A 24,464-nucleotide genomic window follows, 5' to 3' on the forward strand; every position below is an offset into this window, starting at 1 on the left:
TTCCGCTGATCTGCGACAACCAACGGCTGAGCGGCCACCCTCCCCCTTGTGGGGAGGGTCGGCTCGCNTGACGGCGTACGCCGGATCGAGACTCCCCCCACCCCGCTCCGCTTCGCGGATCGACCCTCCCCACAAGGGGGAGGGTAAGCGCACCTCAAATATGCAGCGCGTGGCCCAGCGCCTTCAGCGCGGCTTCCTGGAACCCCTCGCCCTGCGTCGGATGCGCATGGATGGTCCCGGCGATATCCTCCAGCCGCGCGCCCATTTCCAGCGCCAGGCCGAACGCCGCCGCCATTTCCGACACGCCTTGCCCGACCGCCTGGATGCCCAGCACCAGATGGTTGTCCGCGCGGGCGACAACACGAACAAACCCGTCCTCGCCGAGTTTCGTCATCGCCCGGCCGTTGGCGGCGAAGGGGAACTGGCCGATCTTGATTTCGCCTGAAGCCTTCGCCTCCTCCGGCGTTAGCCCTGCCGTCACCAGCTCCGGATCGGTGAAGCAGACGGCCGGGATCGAGCGCTTGTCCCAGCTGCGCTTGTGGCCGGCGACGATCTCGGCCACCATTTCGCCTTGCGCCATCGCCCGGTGCGCCAGCATCGGCTCGCCGGTGACGTCGCCAATGGCATAGATGCCGCGCATCGAGGTGCGGCACTGGTCGTCGATCTTGATGAACTTGCCGGCCATGTCGAGATCGATCTGATCGAGGCCCCAGCCCTCCGTCACCGGCTTGCGGCCGACCGTGACCAGGATCTTGTCTGCCGCGATTTTGGTGCTCTTGCCGTCCGCGGTCTCGACCAGCAGCGCGTCGCCCTTGACCCCCTTGGCCTTGGCGCCAAGCATCACCTCGACGCCGAGCTGGGCCAGCCGTTTCACCACCGGCCGGGTCAGTTCCGCATCATACTGCGCCAGCACGCGCGGCAGCGCCTCGACCACGGTCACCGCGGCGCCCATTTTGGCGAACGCCATGCCGAGTTCCAGCCCGATATAGCCGCCGCCGACCACGGCGAGCTTTTTCGGCACCTCGCCGAGAGCCAGCGCTTCTGTGGATGAAATCACCGGGCCGCCGAACGGCAGGAACGGCAGTTCCACCGTCGCCGAGCCGGTGGCGATCACAACCGTTTCGGCGCGGATGATCTGGGTGCCGGTCTCGGTCTCGACCGCGACGGTCTTGCCGTCGCGGAACGTCGCCCAGCCATAGACGGTCTTGACCTTGGCCTTCTTCAGTAGCCCGGCAACGCCCCCGGTCAGCCGGCTAACAATGCCGTCCTTCCACGCAACCGTCTTGCCGAGATCGAGCACGGGCGCTGCTACCGAGATGCCGAGCGGACTGCTGCCGCCGGCCATATGCGCGACCTTCTCGAACTCTTCCGCCGCATGGATCATCGCCTTGGACGGGATGCAGCCGACATTGAGACAGGTGCCGCCCGGTTTGCCGGCTTCAACGATCACCGTATCGATGCCGAGCTGGCCGGCACGGATAGCGCAGACGTAGCCGCCGGGCCCGGCGCCGATGACCAGCAGCTTGCAGGAGATTTCTTTCATGGCGTGACCCTTTGATGCGAGGGAATGTTCCGTCGCGATCCTTCGCGCCCCCCTCTGTTCTGCCGGACATCTCCCCCACGAGGGGGGAGATCAGCAGCTTCTTCGCTTCGCTCATTCCTGCAACGATGGAGATTGGCGAAACCCTGCGTGACGTCCAATCTCCCCCCTTGTGGGGGAGATGCCTGGTAAGGCAGAGGGGGGCGCTGTCCCGCCGTCATCTCGGTCGTTCCGCCCCCTCAATCCACAAATATCAGCGCTGGCGTCTCAATCAGCGCCTTGATCCGCTGCACAAACACCGCCGCATCCCAGCCGTCGACCACCCGGTGATCGAAGCTCGATGACAGGTTCATCATCTTGCGCGGGATGAACTGGGTGCCGTCCCAGACCGGCCGCACCATCATCTTGTTGACGCCGACGATCGCCACCTCAGGATGATTGATGACCGGCGTCGTCGCCACGCCGCCCATGGCGCCGAGCGAGGTGATGGTGATGGTCGATCCCGACAGCTCGTCGCGGCTGGCCGTGCCGGACTTCGCCGCTTCGGCCAGGCGGTTGAGCTCGGCCGCGCAATCCCAGAGGTCGCGCGCCTCGGCGTGCTTGACCACCGGCACCACCAGGCCCGACGGCGTCTGCGCGGCAATGCCGATATGGACGCCGCCATGCTGATGGATGATGCCGGCCTCGTCGTCGAACAGCGCGTTGATGTTGGGCTGGTCGGCAATCGCCTTGACCATCGCCCGCATCAGGAACGGCAGCAGCGTCAGCTTCGGCCTCTCCACACCCTTGCGCTTTTCCTTGTTGAGCGCCGCGCGCAACTCCTCAAGTGCTGTGACGTCGATCTCCTCGACATAGGTGATGTGCGGGATGCGTGACTTCGCCAGCGACATTTTTTCGGCGATCTTGCGCCGCAGTCCGATGACCTTGATATCCTCGACGCTGTCATTGCGCGCCAGACCCGACGCCTTCGCTACCTGCGGTCCGCGTGCCAGGAATGCCTCGATATCTTCGTGGCTGATGCGGCCGGCAGGGCCGGTACCCGACACCTGGCGCAGATCGATCCCCGCCTCCTTCGCCCTGAGCCGGATGGCGGGCGACGCCAGGGGCTTTTCGCCCTCCGGGCGCGGCGCGCCGGAGGGTGCCGCACCTTTAGATGTCGGCGCAGCACCCCCACCCTTGGCCCCTCCCCACAAGGGGGAGGGGGATTCAGTCTCAGCTGCCCGTGCGCTTTTGGCTGCTGGTGCAGGTGGTGGCGACTTGGCGTCGGATTTCGTGGCCGAAACGCCTCCCTCTTGTGGGGGTCCGGAGGACGGGCGAGACCCGTGGCTCGCCCCGGCAGGGGTGGGGGTCGGTGCCGCCGTGGCCTCTGACGATTTCGAGCCTTCGGCGACATTGCCCTCCCCCGCCACTTTCAGCCGCACGATGGGCGAGCCGATCGCCACCGTGTCGCCGATCTCGGCGCCCAGCCACAGGATCTCGCCATCGACCGGCGAAGGTATTTCCACCGTCGCCTTGTCGGTCATGACGGCGGCAAGCACCGAGTCCTCGCGCACGAGGTCGCCGACCTTGACGTGCCACTCCACAAGTTCGGCCTCGGCGACGCCTTCACCGACATCGGGCAGCTTGATGATGTGTTCGCCCATCCCTAGGCTCCCATGGTTTCGAGAAGCGCGCGGCCGACACGGGCCGGCCCCGGGAAATAATCCCATTCCTGCGCATGCGGGTAGGGCGTGTCCCAACCGGTGACGCGCGCCACCGGCGCTTCCAGATGGTAGAAACAATTTTCCTGCACCAGCGCCGACAGCTCGGCGCCGAAGCCGGAGGTCAGTGTCGCCTCGTGCACGACGACGCAGCGTCCGGTCTTCTTCACCGAAGCGACTATCGCGTCGAGATCGAGCGGCAGCAGGGTCCGCAAATCGATGATCTCGGCATCGATGCCGGTTTCTTCCACGGCCGCCTGCGCGACATAGACCATGGTGCCGTAGGCGAGCACGGTGACGGCCGAGCCCGCCCGGCGGATCGCCGCCTTGCCGAGCGGCACCGTGTAATGGCCGTCGGCGACCTCGCCCAGTTCATGCTTCGACCATGGCGTCACCGGTCGGTCGTGATGGCCATCGAACGGTCCGTTATAGAGCCGCTTCGGCTCCAGAAAGATCACCGGATCGGGATCCTCGATCGCCGCGATCAGCAGCCCCTTGGCATCATGAGGATTGGACGGCACCACCGTCTTCAGCCCCGACACATGGGTGAACAGCGCTTCCGGGCTCTGGCTGTGCGTCTGGCCGCCAAAAATGCCGCCGCCGGTCGGCATGCGGACAACGATCGGGCAGGTGAAATCGCCGTTCGAGCGGTAGCGCAGGCGTGCTGCTTCCTGCGTCAGCTGGTCGTAAGCCGGGTACATGTAGTCGGCAAACTGAATTTCCACGCATGGCTTCAGCCCATAGGCGGCCATGCCGATGGCGGAGCCGACAATGCCGGATTCGTTGATCGGCGCATCGAAGCAGCGGCTCTTGCCGTACTTNGGCCATGCCGATGGCGGAGCCGACAATGCCGGATTCGTTGATCGGCGCATCGAAGCAGCGGCTCTTGCCGTACTTCGCTTGCAGGCCTGCCGTGCAGCGGAAGACACCCCCGAAGAAGCCGACATCCTCGCCATAGACGATGACGCGTTCGTCGCGCGCCATCGACACGTCCATGGCGTCGCGGATCGCCTCGATCATGGTCCGTCTCGGCATGGTCAGACTCCCGCCTGCTGGCGCTGGCGCCTGAGATGCGGCGGCATCTCGGCAAACACGCCCTCGAACATCTCGCGCGTCGACGGCTTGCCGCCGGCATGCAGCGTGCCGTGGCCTTCAGCTTCCTTCTGCGCCGCGATCACCGTCTCGAGGATTTCGGCCTCAGCCTGGGCGTGACGCTCGTCCGACCAGACGCCGCGTTGGATCAGATGGTTCTTCAGCCGCATCACCGGATCGCCGAGCGGCCAGGCGTCGGATTCCGTCTTCGGCCGGTAGGCCGACGGATCGTCCGAGCTCGAATGCGCGCCGGCACGGTAGGTGACATATTCGATCAGCGTCGGCCCGAGATTCTGCCGCGCCCGCTCCGCCGCCCATTTGGCCACGGCATGCACGGCGAGATAATCATTGCCGTCGACGCGCAGCGCCGGAATGCCGAAGCCGAGGCCGCGCGCGGCAAAGGTGCCGGAGCCGCCGCGCGCAATGCCTTGAAACGTCGAGATCGCCCACTGGTTGTTGACGACATTGAGGATGACCGGCGCCTTGTAGGTCGAGGCGAACACCAGTGCGGAATGGAAATCGGATTCGGCCGTCGAGCCGTCGCCGATCCACGCCGCCGCGATTTTCGAATCGTTGCTGATAGCGGAAGCCATCGCCCAGCCGACCGCCTGGATGTATTGCGTCGCCAGATTGCCGGAGATCGAGAAGAAGCCATGCTCCTTCGACGAATACATGATCGGCAATTGCCGCCCTTTGAGCGGATCGGCCTCGTTGGAATAAATCTGGTTCATCATCGTGACCATCGGATAGCCGTCGGCGATGAGCAGGCCGGCCTGCCGATAGGTCGGGAAATTCATGTCGCCTGGCGCCAGCGCCTTGCGGAAAGCGCAGCTCACCGCCTCTTCGCCCAGATGCTGCATGTAGAACGAGGTCTTGCCCTGGCGCTGCGCCATCTGCATGCGCGCATCGAAGCTGCGCAGCGTCATCATGTGGCGCAACCCCTCGAGCAGCTCCTCGTCGGTGAGCAGCCCGGCCCACGGCCCGACCGCCTCACCGGTGCGGTTGAGCACACGGATGATCGAAAACGCCATGTCGCGGATGGTGCGCGGATCGACATCGATGTCCGGTCGCGGCACCGAGCCCGCCTTGGGGATAGGCACGTTGGAGAAGTCGGGCGTTCCGCCCGGCCGCACTTCCGGCTCCGGCACATGAAACCGCAACATCCCAGCATCGGTCATGACCATCGTCCTCCCATGTTGCCCGGTGGTGGATATTTGCACATCCGCGCGGCCGGCACAGCGCCAATTCATCGGGCCTCGAACCCAACCCGGCATCTCGGCCGTCAAGCGACCGCAAGATGCAGATATGGCCGCGAAATTTCTTGTCGATGTTTTGAGGCGGGGCGCAATTTGGCGCAAGATTGCGGGCGATTGCCGCCAGATACGAGCGCGACTGACCTTCTCCCCTTGTGGGAGAAGGTGGATTGCCGCGAAGCGGCAAGACGGATGAGGGGTGTTCCAGCGGAGTGAGACGTTGGTGCCTTCTGGAACACCCCTCATCCGTCGCCTTCGGCGACACCTTCTCCCACAAGGGGAGAAGGGAAGACCGCTTCTCCGTTCACTCCGCCCTCTCCCCATGCTAACCAACGCTAATGGCGCAGAAAAAAGGATACGAAGTCGATTCGTGGCTGGCGAAGCCGGAAGCGCGCATATCGATCGTCCTGCTTTACGGACCCGACCGCGGCTTGGTCGCCGAGCGGGCCAAAACCTTTGCCGCGAAAACTGGCCTGCCGCTCGACGATCCGTTTTCCGTCGTACGGCTCGACGGCGCGGAGGTCGATCGCGACCAGGGCCGGCTGCTCGACGAAGCCCGGACCGTGCCGATGTTCTCCGACCGGCGGCTTCTGTGGGTGCGCAACGCCAGCGGCCAGAAGCCGCTGGCTGAGGACGTCAAGGCGCTGACCGCGGAGCCCGCGCGCGACGCGATCATTCTCATCGAGGCCGGCGACCTGAAAAAAGGCGTCGGGCTGCGCGCCGTGGTCGAGGCGGCCGACAACGCCATGGCGCTGCCTTGTTATGCCGATGAAGCGCGCGACATCGACAGCGTCATCGACGACGAGTTGCGCAAGGCCGGCATGTCGATGGCGCTCGATGCGCGCCAGGCGCTGCGCCGCAATCTCGGCGGCGACCGGCTGGCCTCGCGCGGTGAAATCGAAAAGCTGGTGCTTTACGCCCACGGCCAGAAGGACATTGGCCTCGATGACGTCAGGGCGATGTCCGGCGACGTTTCCGGCGCCTCCTTCGACGACGCGGTCGATGCTGTGCTGGAAGGCAAGATCGGTGACTTCGACACCGCCTTCACCCGCCACTGCCTGTCCGGCGGCCATCCTTTCCTGGTACTGTCCTCGGCGATGCGGCAGCTGCAGCAGCTTCAAATCATGCGCGGCCAGATGGACACCGCCGGCCGCAACGCCGCCTCGGCAGTGGCCGGCGCCCGTCCGCCGGTGTTTTTCTCGCGGCGCAAGCTGGTGGAGAAGGCGCTGGAGCGCTGGAACGTCGAGGCGCTCAGCCGCGCGCTGAACCGGCTGCAATCGGCCGTGCTGCAGACCAGGCGCAGGCCGGATTTGTCGGAAGCGCTGGCGCGGCAGGCGCTGCTCGGCATTGCGGTGGAGAGCGCGAGGCTGGCGCAGCGGTGATCTCCCCCCTTGAGGGGGAGATGTCGCCAAAGGCGACAGAGGGGGTCGCGGCGCGTGGAGCGCTGGCGCCTTTCGCAACGACGAACGAGGTCGGCGCTTGATGGGAGACGACCCTTCTGGCCTGCCGGCCATCTCCCCCTCAAGGGGGGAGATCAGCAGTTCGATCCCTTCGGCAATCGCCAATAAAAAGAAGGGCCGGCAACCGCCAAGCCCTTTCTTCATCCTAAGCCAGAACTTCATTCGCCGGCTAAATATGGCGCAACCCCAACCCTCTACCGCTCATCCTTCAACCGCCGGCATAGCTCGTCGAGCTGCTCCAGACTGCGGTAGTCCACGCGGATCGCGCCGCCTTTGCCCTTGTGCTCGATGGTCACGATCATGCCGATCGTGTTGGTCATCAGCCTTTCCAGCGCCAGCGTGTCGGCATCCTTGCCCGATGCGCCGTGTGCTGGTTTTGCCTTGGGCGGCGTGCCGCCCGCCGGCATCTGCGCCAGCGCTTCCGCCTGGCGCACCGAAAGCCCCTCCTCGACAATCTGCTTGGCGAGCCCAGCTGGATCCTGCGCCGTGACCAGCGTGCGGGCGTGACCGGCTGACAGCGCGCCGTCGACCAGCATGTCTCGGATGACGTCGGGCAGCTTCAGCAGCCGCAGCGTGTTGGCGACGTGGCTGCGGCTCTTGCCGATGACATTGCCGAGATCGGCCTGGGTGTAGCCGTGATCGTCGATCAACTGCTGGTAGCCGAGCGCCTCCTCGACCGGATTGAGGTCGGTGCGCTGGACGTTCTCGATGATCGCCAGTTCGAGCGCCGTGCGGTCGTTGACGTCGCGGACGATGATCGGAATCTCGGTCAGCCCGGCGCGCTGCGCGGCGCGCCAGCGTCGCTCGCCGGCGATGATCTCATAGCGCCCGGCCTGCGTCGGCGAAGGCCGCGCCACCACCGGCTGCACCACGCCATGTTCGCGGATCGACTGGGCGAGATCGGTCAGGTCGGCGTCGCCAAAGTGCCGGCGCGGGTTTTTCGGGTTCGGGCTCAGGAACTCTATCGGCACCTTGCCGTCCGCATTCAAGCCCGGCTTTTCGGCTGCCACCGGGCGGTCGATCTCGCCGATCAGCGCCGCCAGTCCACGCCCCAGTCTCTTTCTCGAAAGGTCTTCGCTCATCTCAATTCCAGATTCTTGATCGTTTCGGTGCCGGATCGCTTTGTTTATCGACCCTGCCTAATCATGCGGCGCGCAATTTACGCTCGCGGCGGATCACTTCGGACGCCAGCTGCAGATAGGCCTGGCTGCCTGAGCACTTGAGATCGTAGAGGATTGCCGGCTTGCCGTAGGACGGCGCCTCGGACACCCGCACATTCCTAGGAATGATCGTCTCGTAGACCTTGTCGCCCATATGTGCCCGCACGTCCTGCACCACCTGGTTGGCGAGGTTGTTGCGGCCGTCATACATGGTCAGCACGATGCCCTGGATGATCAGGTCCGGATTGATCGAACGGCGCACCTGCTCCACCGTTTCCAGGAGTTGGCTTAGCCCTTCCAGCGCGAAGAACTCGCACTGCAGCGGCACAAGAACAGAATCGGCTGCCGCCATTGAATTCAACGTCAAAAGGTTGAGCGAGGGCGGGCAGTCGATCAGCACATAGCCGAACGGCGCACCGCGCTCGGTGGCGGCGCGCAGCGCGTTGCGCAGCTTAAGCACGCGATCCGGCGCCGAGGCGATTTCCATCTCGATGCCGAGCAGATCGAGCGTCGACGGCACGATCGACAGGCCGGGCACCGCCGTCGAAATGGCCGCCTCTTCCAGGCCCAGTTCGCCGGTCAACACGTCATAGGAGGAGACGGTGCGGTCCTTGCGGTCGATACCGAGACCCGTCGAGGCATTGCCTTGCGGGTCGAGATCGACGATCAGCACCTTTTCGCCGATCGCGGCCAGCGCCGTGGCCAGATTGATGGCGGTGGTTGTCTTGCCGACGCCGCCCTTCTGGTTGGCGACGGTGATGATGCGAGGTCCGGTTTTCATGGGTCTGTGCCAGGTATTCATGTGGGCCAGGTATTCATTGCGTCGCCAAGGTTGCGAAGGAGAGCTTACGCAGTCTGCAGATCGGTCACTTCGAGGATGACGCCATGGGCGTCGGTCATGCTCGGATGTTCTACCAGATCGAAAGCCCAGCGGTGAGTGCTTTCTTCCACCTCGGAGCGGTAATCCCGGCCTTTGTGGAACAGCGCCCGCGATCCCTTGGTCAGCCACGGCGCCGACAGATCGAGCAGCGCCGGCAGCGCGGCCAGCGCCCGCGCCGTGATGATTTCCGGTTCGGAAACAAGCGCATAGCTGTCGTCGATGCGCCGGGCGACGACCCGTGCCGGCAAACCGAACTGGCCAATGACCGCCTGTAAAAACGACGCTTTCTTGCGGTTGCTCTCGACCAGATCGATCGACGCGCCATCGCGCTCGACCAGCAGGAAGGCCATTACCAGGCCCGGAAAACCGCCGCCCGAACCGAGATCGGCCCAGCGTTTGGCCTGCGGTGCGATTCGCGCCAGTTGCGCGCTATCCAGAATGTGGCGGCCCCAGACGTCGTCCAGCGTCGACGGCGCGGCCAGATTGATGCTGCGGTTCCATTTCAGGAACAACTGTTCGAACTTCACCAACCGATCGAATGTTTCACGTGAAACCGGTCCCGCGGCCTCTTGCAGGCTCGCCCATGAGGCAGCGCTCACGCAACGGCCCTTTGCGCGGCCGATTCAGCGTTGCGGACGTGCGCGACGATGATTGCCAGCGCCGCCGGCGTCATGCCTTCCATACGCTGCGCGTCAGCGATCGAACGCGGCTGACGCGTTAGCATCTTCTGCTTCAGCTCATTGGACAGGCCGGGAACATCGGCGAAATCCACCGACGCCGGGATCAACCGGCTTTCCTCGCGGCGGATCTGTCCGACATCCGCCTGCTGGCGATCAAGGTAAACCGAATATTTCGCTTCCGTTTCGAGCCGCTCAGCGGTTTTGACGTCGATTGCGCTAAAGGCCGGCGCAACACGGGCCAGCCAGGCTATATCGACGCCGGGATGAGCGAGCAATTCATAAGCGGAGCGGCGCACGCCGTCCCTGTTGATCTCCAGCCCATGCCGCGCCGCTTCGTTGGGCGTCATCGTCGTCGCAACTGCGAGTTCGCGCGCCCTACCAAGATCCTGTGTGACTTGATTGAACCGCTGCGTCCGCTCCGGCGACACGATACCAAGCCGATTTGCCAGAGGCGTAAGCCTTTCATCGGCATTGTCGGCGCGCAGCGATAGGCGAAACTCCGCCCGCGAAGTGAACATGCGGTAGGGCTCGGCAATGCCGCGGCTGGTGAGGTCGTCGACCATCACTCCGATGTAGGCTTCGGTGCGGCTGAGCACGATTTGGTCGTCGGCCGCCGCCTTGCGCGCGGCGTTGAGTCCGGCGAGCAGGCCCTGCGCTCCGGCTTCTTCATAACCGGTGGTGCCGTTGATCTGACCGGCGAGGAAAAGCCCCGCAATACGTTTGGCCTCAAGCGTCGGCTCCAACTCGCGCGGATCGACATGGTCGTACTCGATAGCGTAGCCGGGCTGCAGCATGGTCGCCCGCTCTAGCCCGGGTATAGTTTTGAGAATGTCGAGTTGCACATCCTCGGGCAGGGAGGTCGAAATGCCATTGGGGTAGACCGTGTCGTCGTCCAGCCCTTCCGGCTCGAGGAAAATCTGGTGGCCTTCGCGATCGCCGAACTTGACGATCTTGTCTTCGATCGACGGGCAGTAACGTGGACCTACGCCTTCGATCGAGCCGGAATACATGGCGGAGCGGCGGATATTGGCGCGGATCAGCGCGTGCGTCGCCGGCGTCGTACGCGTGATGCCGCAATGGATTTGCGGATTCTTGATTGTGTCGGTGAGCAGCGAGAACGGCACTGGATGTTCGTCGGCCGCCTGGCTTTCCAGCGACGCCCAGTCGATGGTTCGGCCATCGAGCCGCGGCGGCGTGCCGGTCTTCAGCCGTCCAAGCGCGAAACCGGCGCGGCTCATCGTCGCCGACAGGCCAAGGCTCGCCTGCTCGTTCATCCGCCCGGCGACAATCTTCCTGTCGCCAATGTGGATGAGGCCGCGCAGAAAAGTGCCGGTGGTCAGCACCACGGCGCCGCACGCCAACCGGCGCCCGTCGGCCAGGAGCACAGCGGCGATGCGTCCATCCACGATGTCGAAGTCCAGAACCTCGCCTTCGACGACGTCGAGACCGTTCTGCTGCCGAATCGCTTCCTGCATGGCCAGCCGGTAAAGCTTGCGGTCGGCCTGCGTGCGCGGCCCGCGCACGGCAGGGCCTTTGCGGCGATTGAGCAGGCGGAATTGGATGCCGGCAGCATCGGCTATGCGGCCCATCAGCCCGTCCATGGCGTCGATCTCACGCACCAGATGGCCCTTCCCGAGGCCGCCGATCGCCGGATTGCAGGACATGACACCGATCGTGTCGAAGCGCAGCGTGACCAGCGCGGTCCTGGCGCCAGCGCGCGCGGCAGCGCTCGCAGCCTCGCACCCGGCATGGCCACCGCCCACCACAACCACATCATAGTGATCGATCATTGTCCCTTCCAGATTCCGAGATTTCGCGACACATGTCCCCACGAGAGGACGCTGTCAAGGATTGCAGGTTGATTCGTTCACGGGGAACGGAGTGCTGAAAGCCGCAGAGGTGTTTCACGTGAGTCGGGAAGCGGCGACAATTACCTCGGCTGGCGCTGCCCCTCATCTGCCTGCCGGCATCTTCTCCCGGTGACGGGGAGAAGGGTAGAGCTCAAGCGCTGGCGCGCTTCGGTGGTTGGCGAAATCCCGGATAACAGTACCTTTCTCCCTGTCACTGTACGGTGAGAAATGCCCGGGAGGACAATGAGGGGCGAGGCCGCCCTTCGGCACTTGGCGTTTTTGCCAAACTCCTCATTTCACGTGAAACACGCACTTGGGCGGCCCCCTGTGTTTCACGTGAGTCACTCACACGCCCCCCCTGTTTCACGTGAGTCACTTTCCAATGCAAAACTGCGAAAAGATCACGTCCAGCAGGTCCTCGACATCCACCGCGCCGACAATCCGGCCAAGCCGGTCCGCCGCCAGACGCAGCTCCTCCGCCCGCAGCTCCTGGCCGCGCTCTTGCCCCGACAAAGCCGAGATCAGAAAGCGCCTAGTCTCATTGAGCAGCTCCACATGCCGCAACCGAGACGGCAGGATGTCACCGGCATCGCCGATAGCAGCTGCGGCGCGCCTGCCGATCTCGGCCAGGAGTTCAGCCAACCCAGTGCCGTCCACCGTCGAGATCAACGCATCATAGGCCTCCAATCGCGGCGAACCTTTCAAGAGATCGACCTTGGTGCCGATTCTCAAAACCGGGGCGTCGACAGGCATGTTGCCGATCGCAGTCGGGTCCGCCAGATCTTCCAGCAACAGCACCAGGTCAGCCGTGTGCGCCTTGGCCCGCGCCTTTTTGATACCGATCGCTTCGATCTTGCCGGGCCCCTCGCGCAGGCCCGCGGTGTCGGTTACCCTGACCCGCACTCCGTGGAGATCCAGCACCACTTCGAGCAAATCCCGCGTCGTGCCGGGCTCGTCGGTAACAATCGCCGCCTCACGCCTGGCTAGCACATTGAATAGGCTGGATTTTCCGGCGTTCGGTGCACCGAGGATGACAACCTCGAACCCGTCACGGATGATCTCGGCGGCATGGAAGCCATCGACATGCCGGCCGATCTCGCCCGCCATCGCGCGCACATCGGACCAAACCGTATCCGAAACGGAACCGGGCACGTCGTCTTCGTCGGCGAAGTCGATTTCCGCCTCAATCATCGCCCGTGCATGGATCAGCCGACGGCGCCAGCCAAGATAGAGTTCGCTTTGCACTCCTTCGGCATTCTGCACGGCAAAGCGCCGCTGCGCTTCGGTTTCGGCGTTGACCAGATCGGCCAACGCCTCCGTCTCGACCAGATCCAGCTTGCCGTTGACAAGAGCCCGGCGCGTAAATTCACCAGGTTCCGCATGACGCACGCCGTCAAACCCGGCAATGATCTCCAGCATCTTGCCGGCGACGGCGCGGCCGCCATGGACGTGGAACTCGGCGACATCCTCGCCGGTAAAACTGTTCGGCCCCGGAAAAAACAGCACCAGGCCGTTGTCGATAAGCGACCCGTCCACCGTTCGGAGCTTGCGCAGGGTCGCAACCCGGTCCTTGACCGTGCCACCGGCCACCGTTTCGACAACGAATCCAGTCCTCGGTCCGGAAATGCGGATGACAGCGATGCCGGCGGGCAGGCGCCCGCTGGAAAGCGCAACGATCGAATCGCCCGAAATCATTTGCCCCTTCTCACCGGTCGCCTAGCTATCCAGTCAACAATCCCACAGTGTCGCGGCCGTCATGAACCGCCTGTTCGTCAATATCAAGGTCGATCGCGAGGAGCGGCCGGATTGCCAAATCTGTATGGCCACCTTGTCATCCATGGGGGAGCAGGCGGGTGACCGCTGACCATGGTCCTAATTCCGACGCCAAGCAGTTCTGGGCGGGCCAGCAAGCCCTACGCAGGCCGCATCGTTAACGCCTGTGCCTGGCCCGGACCGTGAAGCTGGATCCCATCGCCCCCCGCAGGCCGGCCTCGTTCCGGTTACGAATCGAATCCCGACCCGCGTCACGCCGATATCGTCTCCGCGATCGGAACGGATGCGAATCAACTTAACATCAGCTTGGTATCCGGCCGCCGACCGGCAGACCGGGGCTATGCACGGCTATCCTGCCGGTGGTGCCGGATCCGTAGGAACCGAGCCGCTGTTGCGACGCCGGTAGCTCAACCCGTGTTTCCGTCCAAGGCCGAAGGAAGCGGCGTCACATCAATGGATAGCGGCCGCGGCCCGAACAGCAAATCCTTGGCGGCGACCACCGCTCCGACCGTGATCAGGATGCAAGCAACAGCCACCGACCAGTGAAACACACCAAAGCCTGCCAGCAGAAGCACGATGACCGAGAAGAGGGGCGCCGCGTAGGAGAGGGCGCCGAGGATCATGATGTCCCCGTGCTTGCAGCCATAGTCCCAGGCGTAAAAGCCGGCGCCTAGCGGTATTACGCCCAAGATGACGATGGCGCTCCACTGCGTCGCCGTCTGTGGCCAGACGGTGGTCTCAAGGGTGAGGTGCAGCATCAAGGCGACCGCAGCCGTGATGAAGCAGTAACCGGCGACCACATCGGTCGGCACCTTGCCGAAGCGGCGCGACAAAACCGAATAGCCGGCCCAGATGAAAGCGCAGAACAGCGCGATGACATGCCCCTTCATCACACCATTGGCCAGTCCGATCGTGCCGCCCTTGGTGATCACCACAATGGCGCCGGCAAGGCCGAGCATGACGCCGGCGATGTGATGGGCCCTAAGCTTTTCTCCAGGCAGGAAGGCGGCAAAGACGACGATCAGCAACGGCCAGAGATAGGCGATCAGGCTGACCTCGACCGGCGGCGCCGACTGGATGGCGAAGAAATAGGCGCAGTGATAGATGCACAGCCCCGCTGTGCCGAGCGCCCAGACCTGCCACGGCTGGCGCAGCGACTTGATCGCCGCCGGACGGACAAGCCAGCTCGACGCGCCGACCAACCCGCCGAGCAGAAACGTCATCGCCGCCAGCTGAAAGGGCGGAATCGGTCCCGCCGCAGTCGAAAGCAGCGCCAGGAACGACCATGTCAGAATGGCCGAGAAGCCGATCAGGGTCGGAATGTTTTCTTCACGTCGCACGTTCCCAGCCCCGAAACACCGAAAGCGCGTCGCATTTGAACCGACTCAGGCGACGCGCTTTAGTCTTTGTTTTATGCATGTCGTTGTCTCAAAACCGGGGTCACGGGGTCACTTGAGCGACATGCGTGAGTATTCGCATAAAGGCGGTGCCCCACGCTGCCGCAAGCGGCCGTTCGATATCGGGAATGCTACCCGCCCAGCAAAAAACCCCGTCCCAGTTCCCGGAACGGGGCTTCAATGCATGACCGATGGCCCGACGAGAAGCTTACGTGTTCATCGAATCGAAGAAATCGGCGTTGGTCTTGGTCTGCTTCAGCTTGTCGATCAGGAACTCGATCGCATCCGTGGTTCCCATCGGCGCCAGGATGCGACGCAGGACGAAGATCTTCTGCAGATCCTGCTTGGAGACCAGCAGGTCTTCCTTGCGGGTGCCTGACTTCAAGATGTCCATGGCCGGGTAGATGCGCTTGTCGGCGACCTTGCGGTCGAGCTGGATTTCGCAGTTGCCGGTGCCCTTGAACTCTTCGAAGATGACTTCGTCCATGCGGCTGCCGGTGTCGATCAGCGCGGTGGCGATGATGGTCAGCGAGCCGCCTTCCTCGATGTTGCGGGCCGCGCCGAAGAAGCGCTTCGGCCGCTGCAGCGCGTTGGCGTCGACACCGCCGGTCAGTACCTTGCCGGAGGACGGCACAACGGTGTTGTAGGCACGGCCGAGGCGGGTGATCGAATCGAGCAGAATAACGACGTCGCGGCCATGCTCGACTAGGCGCTTGGCCTTTTCGATGACCATTTCGGCGACCTGGACGTGGCGCACCGCCGGTTCGTCAAAGGTCGAGGACACGACCTCGCCCTTCACCGAACGCTGCATGTCGGTCACTTCTTCTGGCCGTTCGTCGATCAGAAGTACGATCAGATAGCATTCCGGATGATTGGCCGTGATCGAGTGGGCGATATTCTGCATCAGCACCGTTTTACCGGTACGCGGCTGCGCGTTGATGAGCGCGCGCTGTCCCTTGCCGATCGGCGCCACCAGGTCGATCACCCGCGACGAGATGTCCTTGCCGGTCGGATTGTCGATCTCCATCTTCAGCCGCTTGGTCGGATAGAGCGGCGTCAGATTGTCGAAATGGATCTTGTGACGGATCTTTTCGGGATCGTCGAAATTGATCGTGTTGACCTTGAGAAGGGCGAAATAGCGCTCGCCCTCTTTTGGGCTGCGGATCGGCCCTTCGACGGTATCGCCGGTCTTCAAGGAGAAGCGGCGGATCTGCGAGGGCGAGATGTAGATATCGTCGGGACCCGGCAGATAATTGGCGTTGGCTGAGCGCAGGAAGCCGAAACCGTCCTGCAACAACTCGACCACACCATCGCCGATGATCTCGACGTCCTGGGCGGCCAGTTTCTTCAGGATGGCAAACATCAACTCCTGCTTGCGCATGACGCTTGCGTTTTCCACTTCGAGCGATTCGGCATAGGCGATCAGCTCTGGCGGCTTCTTGTTCTTGAACTCTGCGAGTTTCATTTCTTGCATAGACGGACTCTGAATCTGCTTTGGGGAAAATATATCGGCTGGATGCGATAAATGCCGGGCGCGGCCGAAAGCAATCAAGGGCGGCGCATGACGGGAAGGAAGACCCGTCTTTTATCGTCGGTCGGGGGAAAGAGCAAGCTGCGTTTTGTCGACCGAAATGGGCCTAGAACGGCTTGACGACAACCAGGATGACGATGGCGATCATCAGCAATGTGGGGATCTCGTTGACGATTCGCCAGTGCCGCGCCGGTTTTTCATTGCGGTCCTCGGCGAATTTCCTGACAGCACCGGCCAGATAGCCATGCACGCCCGACAGCAACAGCACCAAGCCTATCTTGGCGTGTAGCCAGCCGCCGTGAAAGCCAAACACTTTCCAGGCAAGCCAAAGCCCGAACACCCAGGTGACGATCATCGCCGGATTGATGATGCCGCGCAGCAGACGCCGCTCCATCACCTTGAAGGTCTCCGACTGGACGGACCCCTTCTCTGCGTCGGCGTGGTAGACCAGCAATCGCGGCAGATAGAGCATGCCGGCCATCCAGGAGATGACGGCCAGGATATGGATTGCCTTCGCCCAGGGATAGAAACCCTCAGGCGCAAAGAAAAACAAAAGTGCGGTGAGAACAACCAGCACTCCGATGCCGATGGTCATGCGCATCATCGCCCCACGAGTGCTGTTGCCGCCCGTATTATCCGATTGAGCCATCAGCGTGTCGCGCTCCGCACCTGCTTCACCATCGCCTCGACATGTGCCACCGGCGTCTCCGGCGTAATGCCATGGCCGAGATTGAAGATCAGCGGTCCGTCGCCCAGCGCCTTGAGGATCGCATCGACGCCGTCCGACAGGGCTTTGCCGCCAGCCACGAGCCGCAAGGGATCGAGATTGCCCTGGACCGCCCCTGAATGCTGCAGTTCGTTCGCAGCCGACAGGGGCACGGTCCAGTCGATCCCCAGCCCCGTCACCCCGGTCTTCTCACGATAGGTCTCGTAGCGGGCGCCGGCGCCCTTGGGAAAGCCTATGATCGGAACATCGCGATGAACCGCACGAACTTGCCTGACGATCTCCGCCACCGGTTGCACGCAGAACTGCTCGAAAGACGCATCATCAAGCACGCCGGACCAGGAATCGAAAATCTGCACCACGTCGGCACCGGCTTCGATCTGGCGGATCAAATAGGCCGCGGAGTGATCGGCGAGCACTTTCAGGAGATGCTTGAAGGCCGTCGGTTCGCGATAGGCAAACAGCCGCGCCGGCGCTTGGTCGGGTGTGCCGTGGCCAGCGATCATGTAGGTCGCCACCGTCCACGGCGCGCCGCAGAAGCCGATCAGCGTGGTCTCGTCAGGCAATCTTGCCCGCAGCCGGCGAACCGTTTCGTAGACCGGTTCGAGATTCACGTGAAACGTTTCACTGTTGAGAGCCGAAATCTCAGCTGCAGTGATTGGCGTCAGCAGCGGCCCGCGGCCCTCCTCGAAGCGGACATCGCGTCCCAGCGCATGCGGCACGACCAGAATGTCAGAGAACAGGATCGAGGCATCGAAGCCGAAGCGCTCGATCGGCTGCAGCGTCACTTCGACAGCCAGATCAGGATTGTAGCAAAGATCGAGAAAGGACCCGGCGCGCTTTCTGGTCTCGCGGTACTCCGGCAAATAGCGCCCGGCCTGGCGCATCATCCAGAGCGGCGGCGGAAACACTGCCTCGCCTCTCAGCACGTCCAGCACGATGCGGTTCTCGGGCATTGAGCGCTCTCTTCCCTGCCTTCTCTATAATTAAATAGTCTATTTCTAGAATTTTCTGATTCTAAGAGTCTGTTGGTATCGGTGGTTGTCACCTGTCCCGCTTTGCCCTGGAAAAGGCCAGCCAGCATTTTGTCGCGTGTTTCTTCCGCGGGATTGTCAAAGAGTGTGGATGACCAGGATTCCATCACTGGAGTCAATGGTTTGGCGTAGCCGCTGAAAAACCGCCTCTGTGAATGAAGCGCTGGCAAAAACGCCCGTCCCCAGATTTGTCCCCAGCCGCACAGTGAAGCTGACAGCGCATCGAATTGTGGACAACTGGCCTTCTGATACAGTCGCCTCCAGCCGGTCGCCTTGCGGCCCCGGTTTATCCACACAAGCCCACAGCCTGAGGCGCCCCCTGTGAACAAACCCCAGAGCTTCTTTCATCTGCACCTGATTTCCGACGCCACCGGCGAGACGCTGCTGGCGGCCGGCCGCGCCGCCTCGGCGCAATACAAGGATGCGCGCGCCATCGAGCATATCTATCCGCTCATCCGCACCGAAAAGCAGGTGGCGAAAGTCTTCGAGGACATAGAGGAGGAACCGGGCATCATCCTCTACACCGTCGTCGACCAGAAGCTGGCGCGCGGTATTGACGAGCGCTGCGCCGCCATGGGGCTGCCCTGCGTTTCGGTGCTGGAGCCGGTCCTCACCGTCTTCCAGTCCTATCTCGGCACGCCGGCCGGCCGCCGCGTCGGCGCCCAGCATGTGCTCGATGCCGATTATTTCCACCGTATCGACGCACTCAATTTTACGATGGAGCATGATGACGGCCAGCTGCCGCTCAACATGGACGACGCCGATGTCGTGCTGATCGGCATTTCCAGGACATCGAAGACGCCGACCAGCATCTATCTCGCCAACCGCGGCATCAAGACCGCCAACATCCCGATCGTGCTCGGCGTGCCCGTGCCCGAAAGCCTGGTCGCTGCCACCAAGCCGCTGATCGTCGGGCTGATCGCCACCGCCGAACGCATCTCGCATGTCCGGCAGAACCGCGTGCTCGGCAACAGCAGCACCTACGAAGCGACCGATTATGTCGACCGTGCCTCGATCGCCGAAGAGCTCGCCTATGCCCGCCAGATCTGCACCCGCCACAATTGGCCGATGATAGACGTCAGCCGCCGTTCGATCGAAGAGACCGCGGCAGCCATTGTTGCCCTGCGGGGGAAGAATAGATGATGGGATGGCAACGCGACCTCCTGCCCCGATCAACCACAATCGACCAGGCCCAGAACCCATGACCGAAAAAATCATCCTTGCCTCCGGCAGCCCGTTCCGCAAAGCAATGCTCATCAATGCCGGGCTCGGCATCGAAGCGGTGCCTTCCGATGTCGACGAGCGTGCGCTCGAGGCGCCGTTGCAGGACAGCGGTGTGTCGCCGGAAGATGTCGCCCTGATACTCGCCGAAGCCAAGGCGACCGAGGTCAGCGAACGCAGACCGGGCGCCCTGGTGCTCGGCTGCGACCAGACTTTGTCACTGGGAGATGAAGTGTTCCACAAGCCGGCCGACATGGAAGGCGCCCGCCGCCATCTGTTGGCGCTGTCAGGCAAGACGCATCAGTTGAACAGCGCCGCCGTGCTCTGCCGCAACGGCAAGGTGCTGTGGCGCCATGTCGGCATCGCCAGCCTTACCATGCGCAAGCTCGATCCGGCCTTCGTCGGCCGGCACCTGGCCCGCGTCGGCGCCAAGGCGCTGTCGAGCGTCGGCGCCTACCAGATCGAGGGCGAAGGCATCCAGCTGTTCGAAAAGATCGAAGGCGATTATTTCACCATTGTCGGCCTGCCGCTGTTACCGGTGCTGGCGGAATTGCGTGCGCTCGGAGCCATCGATGGTTGAGAAAAAAGCTTTCGTCACCGGCCATCCGATCGCGCATTCGCGCTCGCCGAAGATCCACGGCTATTGGCTGAATACATACGGCATCGACGGCAGCTACCGTGCGATCGATGTCGCGCCGGCCGATTTTCCCGAGTTCCTCTCGTCGCTCGAGGCCAATGGCTATCAAGGCGGCAACGTCACCATCCCGCACAAGGAAGCCGCCTTCGCCCAGGTCGAACGCCGCGACGAGGCGGCGGAGATGATCGGCGCGGTCAACATGCTGTGGCTGGACGACGGCGTGCTGTGGGGCGGCAATTCGGACTGGATCGGCTTTGCCGGCAACCTCGACGAGCATGCCCCGGGCTGGGACAGGAATAGTCCGGCCGTGGTGCTCGGCGCCGGCGGCGCGTCGCGCGCGGTCATCCACGCGCTTAAATCGCGCGGCATCAAAGATATCCGCATCGTCAACCGCACATTGGCGCGGGCGCAGGAACTCGCCGACCGCTTCGGCGCCGGCGTTTCGGCACATGGCGCGGTCGGCGACTTGCTTGGCGATGCCGGCTTGCTGATCAACACCACGGCACTTGGCATGCATGGCGATGCGACGCTGGCCGCCGATCCGGCCGGCCTGCCAGCTCACGCCATTGTCGCAGACATCGTCTATGTGCCGCTGGAAACACCGCTGCTTGCCGCTGCCCGCGCGAGAAATTTGAAGACGGTCGACGGGCTCGGCATGCTGTTGCACCAGGCTGTGCCCGGTTTCGAACGCTGGTTCGGCAAGATGCCGCAGGTCACGCCTGAGTTGCGACAGATGATCGTCGCCGACATCCTCGCCAAATGATGGGTCGCAAATGATGGGCGCCAAATGATGATCGTGCTTGGCCTCACCGGGTCGATCGGCATGGGCAAGTCGACGACGGCGAAAATGTTCGTCGACGCCGGCGTGCCGGTGCATGATTCCGACGAGACCGTACATCGCCTCTATGCCGGCAAGGCAGCACCTCTCGTCGAGGCGGCCTTTCCGGGCACCGTGATTGCCGGTTCGGTCGACCGCACCGAGTTGGCGCGCCGCGTGCTCGGCAACGCTGCTGCGCTGAAGACATTGGAGGCGATCGTCCATCCGCTGGTGCGGGCCGATGCCGATGCCTTTCTGGCAAGGCACCGCGCCGCCGGCGCGCCGCTCGTCGTGCTCGACATTCCGCTGCTGTTCGAAACCGGCGGCCGCAACCGTGTCGACAAGGTCATCGTCGTCACCGCGCCGGCCGATATCCAGCGCGCCCGCGTGCTGGCGCGTCCTGACTTGAGCGAGGAAAAGCTGGCGGCCATCCTGGCCAAGCAGGTGCCCGATGCCGAAAAACGCCGGCAGGCCGATTTCGTCATCGACACCGGTGAAGGCATGGACGCCGCCCGCACCGCGGTCGGCGCGATCATTGCCGAGCTCTCAGGACGCTGAGCTCGCCTGCTAACTCCTGGGGGATAAGTCGCGCCCATCAGGCCCCTGACGGCAGGCTGTCGGCATTACCCATTGCCATTTTGTTCCGCTCCATGATTCTACTCCTCCAGGAGTAGGTTGATTCTATGCGTGAGATCATTTTCGATACCGAAACCACCGGACTCGACATGCGCGACGACCGCATCATCGAGCTTGGCGGCGTCGAGCTGGTCAACCGCTTCCCGACCGGCCGCACCTTCCACAAATTCATCAATCCGCAGGGGCGCGCCGTCCATGTCGAGGCGCAAGCCGTGCACGGCATCAGCGCCGCCGACCTCGTCGGCAAGCCGACCTTTGCCGAAATCGCCGAGGAATGGCTCGCCTTCACCGACGGCGCCAAGCTCGTCGCCCACAACGCCAATTTCGACATCGGCTTCCTCAACACGGAATTCGGGCGGCTCGGCCAGCCGGCCATAGACACCGGGCGCGTCGTCGACACGCTGGCGCTGGCGCGGCGCAAGCATCCGATGGGCCCCAATTCGCTCGACGCGCTCTGCCGCCGCTACGGCATCGACAACGGCCACCGCACCAAGCACGGCGCGCTGCTCGATTCCGAGCTCCTGGCCGAGGTCTACATCGAACTCATCGGCGGCAAGCAGGCCGCACTTGTCCTCGACGCGGTCGTGGTGCAGCTCAACAGCAATGGCGACGTTGCCGACATCGACATCTCGATCGCCGCCAGGCCAATCGCCCTGCCGCCGCGCCTGACTGAGGGCGAGCGAGCGGCGCATGCGGGGCTGGTGGCGACGCTGGGTGAAAAGGCGCTGTGGCTGAAGGTGGCGGCGGGGTGAACGGATCGCGGAGGTAGCGTTCCGTCACACCCCTCTCTGGCCTGCCGGCCATCTCCCCCTCAAGGGGGGAGATCAGCAGCTTCGCCGCTCCAGCCCATTCCTGCAACGTCTAAAGTTGGCGAAGGTCGCGATGAGGGGGAGATGCCTGGCAAGGCAGAGGGGGTGCTGTCCCGCCAGCATCTCAGTATACAAAAAGCCCGGCACGAAGCCGGGCTTTCAACTCATGCGCGTGACGCTTGCCTTCAGCTCACCTTGACCTTCGATGCCGCCTGGTCCTCGGCCAGCTTCTGCTGGAACATCTGGGCAAAATCGATCGGGTCGAGCATCAACGGCGGGAAGCCGCCATTGCGGGTGGCTTCGGCGATGATCTGGCGGGCGAACGGGAACAAAAGCCGCGGGCATTCGATGAACAGGATCGGCAGCATGTGCTCCTGCGGGAAGCCGGCGATGGCGAAGACGCCGCCATAGACCAGTTCGACATTGAACAGCACTTCCTGGTCGAAGGACGCCTTGGCGTTCAAGGTCAGATTGACGTCGAACTGCTTGTCGGAGAGCGGGTTGGCATTGACATTGACGTTGATCGCAATGCCTGGGGCCTTGTCGCGGCCGCGCAGCGAGTTCGGCGCGCCGGGGCTTTCGAAGGACAGGTCCTTCACATACTGGGCAAGCACGTTGAGCGAGGGCTGCGCCGTTTCGCCGTTGCCGTTGGCGGCGCCGACCGGCGCGTCATCTTTGCTGGCCATGAGCCTTGTTCCTTTTGCCTGGACAGCAGCGCTGACCGAATTGAAATCGGGCGTTGGCTAGCATGGTCGGCAAGACAAGACAAGGTTTGCCGCCTTCAGGCCGAAAGGGGTCAATAGTCAGTCGTTGGCAAGGTGACGTTCAGTCGTCCTTCAGGCGGCGCCACGGCGAGTTATGGTCGGGACCGCGCTTGAAATCGTCCTCGCGCGAATAGTCGCGGTCGTCGAGGTCGATGACCTTGTCACGCGACCTGCCGCGAAAACCGCCGGCGGTGAAATCGGTCGCGACGACGATGCGGCCCTTGAGCCTGCGCCAGGCAAGGTCGCGCACCGGCGGCAGGAACAGCAGCAGGCCGACAATATCGGTGATGAAGCCGGGGATGATCAACAGGATCGCGGCGACCACGATCATGGCGCCATGCGCGAGCTGGCGGCTGGGGTCGCCGCCGCCGGCCATCTCGGCGCGGACCCGCGCCATGACGCCAAAACCCTGGTGCCGGAGCAGAAGCACGCCGGCAATGCTTGAAGCCAGCACCAGACCGACCGTCGCCAGCGCCCCGACCTCGCGGCCGACAATGACGAAACCGGCGATTTCCAGCAGCGGCAGCGCAAGCAGGAACAGAGGAAGGAAGGAAATGCGCAAGTCTTGACCGATCGTTTCCATGTTTGCCGGGCGGCGCATAATCGCCGCTGGCACTGAGGCCGTTAGATAGGTATGCCTGCCTTTGATTTGAATGATTGCGCCATGCGTTCTATATGCTTTGCATGTTTAACGCCATGCGACCGCCGCCCGATTGGCTGGCGGTCCCGGCCAGGTCAGGGATTGATTGGCGAAAGATATGGGATTCTTCGACTTCGGCACCATTTTCTTTCTGATTGCGGCGGTGGTGATCTTTTTCCAGCTGCGCAACGTGCTTGGCCGCCGCACGGGCAGCGAGCGCCCGCCCTTCGATCCGTACACGGCCAGCCGCACCGAGAAGGACGCGACCCAGAAGCCCGAAAATGTGGTTTCGCTGCCACGCAAGCGCATGCCGGGCGAGACGGCTGCCGAGACCTATGCGGCCATCGATGCCTTCGCCAAGCCCGACACCGACCTCAACAAGGGCCTGCGCGCGATCAAGGACAATGATCCCTCCTTCGACCCCAAAGTCTTCGTCGACGGCGCCAAGATGGCTTATGAGATGATCGTCATGGCCTATGCCGATGGCGACCGAAAAACGCTGAAGAACCTGTTGTCGCGCGAGGTTTTTGACGGCTTCGTTGCCGCGATTGGCGACCGCGAGGCGAAAGCCGAAAAGATCCAGTCCTCCTTCGTCGGCATCGACAAGGCCGACATCGTCTCGGCCGAGATGAAGGGCGGCGAGGCCCACATCACGCTGCGCATCGTGAGCGAACTGATTTCGGCGACCCGCGACAAGGCGGGTGCCGTCATCGACGGCGATCCCGAGACGGTGGCCGAGGTCAAGGATGTCTGGACCTTCGCCCGCGACACACGCTCGCGCGATCCGAACTGGAAGCTGGTCGCCACCGAGGAAGAAGACTGAGCCTATGCATGTCGCCCGGTGCGGGCAGCTTTTTTGGGATAGC

21 protein-coding genes and 2 pseudogenes are annotated in these 24,464 nt (G+C 63.4%); 8 read left to right on the plus strand and 15 right to left on the minus strand.

From position 1 onward, the window contains the following. Positions 1-154: 154 nt before the first annotated feature. From lpdA to X757_RS147210, 4 genes and pseudogenes are all read right to left on the minus strand, one after another. A complete protein-coding gene (gene lpdA, locus X757_RS147220) occupies positions 155-1,543 on the minus strand; it encodes a dihydrolipoyl dehydrogenase (protein WP_023726716.1) in 1,389 nt (462 codons plus the stop codon). 236 nt (positions 1,544-1,779) lie between these two features. Next, on the minus strand, positions 1,780-3,183 hold the full coding sequence (locus X757_RS147215) for a dihydrolipoamide acetyltransferase family protein (RefSeq protein ID WP_023726717.1): 1,404 nt from the start codon (positions 3,181-3,183) through the stop codon (positions 1,780-1,782). A gap of 2 nt (positions 3,184-3,185) precedes the next feature. Then, positions 3,186-4,275, minus strand: a pseudogene (locus X757_RS01000000164945) (alpha-ketoacid dehydrogenase subunit beta). Between the two features lie 2 nt (positions 4,276-4,277). Continuing rightward, on the minus strand, positions 4,278-5,510 hold the full coding sequence (locus tag X757_RS147210; protein ID WP_023687602.1) for a 3-methyl-2-oxobutanoate dehydrogenase (2-methylpropanoyl-transferring) subunit alpha: 1,233 nt from the start codon (positions 5,508-5,510) through the stop codon (positions 4,278-4,280). A 413-nt stretch (positions 5,511-5,923) separates the two neighbouring features. On the opposite strand from X757_RS147210, the gene holA reads away from it, so the two are divergent. Next, complete coding sequence (gene holA / locus X757_RS147205) at positions 5,924-6,967, plus strand: DNA polymerase III subunit delta (protein ID WP_023726718.1); 1,044 nt, start codon at positions 5,924-5,926, stop codon at positions 6,965-6,967. Positions 6,968-7,239: 272 nt separating this feature from the next. Here the strand turns inward: holA and X757_RS147200 are convergent, their stop codons facing one another. The 5 genes from X757_RS147200 to mnmE form a co-directional block, all read right to left on the minus strand. Further along, positions 7,240-8,127 carry a ParB/RepB/Spo0J family partition protein gene (locus X757_RS147200; RefSeq protein ID WP_023726719.1) on the minus strand — a complete coding sequence of 296 codons (888 nt, stop codon included), beginning with the start codon at positions 8,125-8,127 and terminating at the stop codon, positions 7,240-7,242. A gap of 61 nt (positions 8,128-8,188) precedes the next feature. Continuing rightward, positions 8,189-8,986, minus strand: coding sequence for a ParA family protein (locus X757_RS147195; RefSeq protein ID WP_023726720.1), 798 nt, complete (start codon positions 8,984-8,986; stop codon positions 8,189-8,191). Positions 8,987-9,051: 65 nt separating this feature from the next. Continuing rightward, the gene (gene rsmG / locus X757_RS147190; RefSeq protein WP_023726721.1) at positions 9,052-9,684 is read right to left on the minus strand and encodes a 16S rRNA (guanine(527)-N(7))-methyltransferase RsmG; all 633 of its coding nucleotides are present in this window, start codon (positions 9,682-9,684) and stop codon (positions 9,052-9,054) included. Next, positions 9,681-11,555, minus strand: a complete 1,875-nt coding sequence (gene mnmG / locus X757_RS147185; protein ID WP_023726722.1) for a tRNA uridine-5-carboxymethylaminomethyl(34) synthesis enzyme MnmG — start codon at positions 11,553-11,555, stop codon at positions 9,681-9,683. Before mnmG ends, rsmG begins: the two co-directional genes overlap by 4 nt. Before the next feature lie 432 nt (positions 11,556-11,987). Next, on the minus strand, positions 11,988-13,310 hold the full coding sequence (gene mnmE, locus X757_RS147180) for a tRNA uridine-5-carboxymethylaminomethyl(34) synthesis GTPase MnmE (RefSeq protein ID WP_023726723.1): 1,323 nt from the start codon (positions 13,308-13,310) through the stop codon (positions 11,988-11,990). 46 nt (positions 13,311-13,356) lie between these two features. On the opposite strand from mnmE, the pseudogene X757_RS1000000166695 reads away from it, so the two are divergent. After that, positions 13,357-13,519, plus strand: a pseudogene (locus X757_RS1000000166695) (DUF255 domain-containing protein); the annotation flags it as partial. Positions 13,520-13,795: 276 nt separating this feature from the next. On the opposite strand, the gene X757_RS147175 reads toward X757_RS1000000166695, so the two are convergent. From X757_RS147175 to hemE, 4 genes are all read right to left on the minus strand, one after another. Continuing rightward, entirely contained in the window at positions 13,796-14,728 is a 933-nt protein-coding gene (locus tag X757_RS147175; RefSeq protein ID WP_084629592.1) for a DMT family transporter, read from the minus strand. Between the two features lie 265 nt (positions 14,729-14,993). Continuing rightward, entirely contained in the window at positions 14,994-16,259 is a 1,266-nt protein-coding gene (gene rho, locus X757_RS147170) for a transcription termination factor Rho (protein ID WP_023672113.1), read from the minus strand. A 163-nt stretch (positions 16,260-16,422) separates the two neighbouring features. Continuing rightward, positions 16,423-16,965, minus strand: a complete 543-nt coding sequence (hemJ, locus tag X757_RS147165; RefSeq protein WP_023715711.1) for a protoporphyrinogen oxidase HemJ — start codon at positions 16,963-16,965, stop codon at positions 16,423-16,425. Further along, a complete protein-coding gene (hemE, locus tag X757_RS147160; protein WP_023726726.1) occupies positions 16,965-17,996 on the minus strand; it encodes a uroporphyrinogen decarboxylase in 1,032 nt (343 codons plus the stop codon). Before hemE ends, hemJ begins: the two co-directional genes overlap by 1 nt. A 399-nt stretch (positions 17,997-18,395) precedes the next feature. Between hemE and X757_RS147155 the strand changes: the two genes are divergently transcribed. From X757_RS147155 to dnaQ, 5 genes are all read left to right on the plus strand, one after another. Further along, positions 18,396-19,217, plus strand: a complete 822-nt coding sequence (locus tag X757_RS147155) for a pyruvate, water dikinase regulatory protein (RefSeq protein ID WP_023726727.1) — start codon at positions 18,396-18,398, stop codon at positions 19,215-19,217. Between the two features lie 58 nt (positions 19,218-19,275). Next, positions 19,276-19,875, plus strand: a complete 600-nt coding sequence (locus X757_RS147150) for a Maf-like protein (protein ID WP_023726728.1) — start codon at positions 19,276-19,278, stop codon at positions 19,873-19,875. Then, positions 19,868-20,695 carry a shikimate dehydrogenase gene (locus tag X757_RS147145; protein ID WP_023702443.1) on the plus strand — a complete coding sequence of 276 codons (828 nt, stop codon included), beginning with the start codon at positions 19,868-19,870 and terminating at the stop codon, positions 20,693-20,695. The genes X757_RS147150 and X757_RS147145 overlap by 8 nt, the downstream gene beginning before the upstream one ends. A gap of 27 nt (positions 20,696-20,722) precedes the next feature. Continuing rightward, positions 20,723-21,307 carry a dephospho-CoA kinase gene (coaE, locus tag X757_RS147140; RefSeq protein WP_023702442.1) on the plus strand — a complete coding sequence of 195 codons (585 nt, stop codon included), beginning with the start codon at positions 20,723-20,725 and terminating at the stop codon, positions 21,305-21,307. 125 nt (positions 21,308-21,432) lie between these two features. Beyond that, positions 21,433-22,137: a DNA polymerase III subunit epsilon gene (gene dnaQ, locus X757_RS147135; RefSeq protein WP_023672106.1), complete on the plus strand. Its 705-nt coding sequence runs from the start codon at positions 21,433-21,435 to the stop codon at positions 22,135-22,137. 242 nt (positions 22,138-22,379) lie between these two features. Here dnaQ and secB read toward each other — a convergent pair whose 3' ends face one another. Further along, positions 22,380-22,880: a protein-export chaperone SecB gene (gene secB / locus X757_RS147130; protein WP_023672105.1), complete on the minus strand. Its 501-nt coding sequence runs from the start codon at positions 22,878-22,880 to the stop codon at positions 22,380-22,382. A gap of 139 nt (positions 22,881-23,019) precedes the next feature. Continuing rightward, positions 23,020-23,520, minus strand: coding sequence for an FxsA family protein (locus tag X757_RS147125; RefSeq protein WP_023687591.1), 501 nt, complete (start codon positions 23,518-23,520; stop codon positions 23,020-23,022). A 196-nt stretch (positions 23,521-23,716) separates the two neighbouring features. On the opposite strand from X757_RS147125, the gene X757_RS147120 reads away from it, so the two are divergent. Then, positions 23,717-24,421, plus strand: a complete 705-nt coding sequence (locus tag X757_RS147120; protein WP_023672103.1) for a Tim44/TimA family putative adaptor protein — start codon at positions 23,717-23,719, stop codon at positions 24,419-24,421. The last annotated feature ends 43 nt before the right edge of the window (positions 24,422-24,464 follow it).

It is taken from the genome of Mesorhizobium sp. LSHC412B00 (assembly GCF_000503035.1).
GTDB lineage: Bacteria > Pseudomonadota > Alphaproteobacteria > Rhizobiales > Rhizobiaceae > Mesorhizobium.